Genomic DNA, 867 nt, shown 5'->3' with positions numbered 1-867 from the left:
CATGTTGTGTGGTTGATGGTTTTAGAATTTGTTCGAAGATATTTTGTATATAAAAATGAGTTGAAGGGAAATAAATATTAATTCAAACATATATTCAAATGAAAGGGATGTACTTTTATATAAGTGCATCCCTATTTATGTTCAGGCAGATGAATGACTAGTTAGTGTACGCATTTATTTGGAAAAGGATAATGCTTGTCCCGAAGTGAATTATAACTATTATGTACATATAATAGAGGATATTTATTTGTTAATTGAATGTACATAGATAAAATTTATACATATAAACTATGGCATACACAAATAAGTGTTAGTTCTGTAAGAGCTATATTAAATAAATTTGAATTAAAAAATAAAGAGATGGTTGCAAATGAAAAATTATTGAAAAGTTATAGTAGTTTCTTTGATAGCAAGCAGTGTGGCTTTTACGCCTGTAATTAATTTTCAAGTAAATGCACATGCTATGGATCATAATTTATTTAAAATAGGGGGGTAGAGGAGATTATCAAGAGGTTGCGGGACCACATTTAATCGTGAGAATATCTGCACATGATAAACAAAAGAAAACTACTTTTGAACCTCCTTATGTAGAATTTCCATAAAATTCAGGAAATGTACTCACAAAGAAAGACCTTCTATATCAACAATGAGCTCAATAGCTTTAAGCACATTGTAATAGATATTGTCGAAATTTACATTAAAGACTATTATAACAGAATTCAACAAAAACTAGGCTACTTATTCACTATAACATTCAGAGAATTAGCAGCCTAGAACATAGAGTTTTTATTAAATTCCCGCTTTATGGGTTCAGTACCACATCCACTTCATTATTGAGTGGCTTTTTTATTTAAATATCCTATCCAC

The 867-nt window shown here is 29.3% G+C and carries 1 pseudogene; it reads left to right on the top strand.

From position 1 onward, the window contains the following. Positions 1 to 603: 603 nt before the first annotated feature. Positions 604 to 774: pseudogene (locus tag ACF91D_RS30860) on the top strand (IS3 family transposase); the annotation flags it as partial. Positions 775 to 867: the final 93 nt, after the last annotated feature.

The organism is Staphylococcus sp. 231237_7MaSpsaltlick, from assembly GCF_043107035.1.
This window is presented reverse-complemented; position numbering and strand designations above follow the sequence as displayed.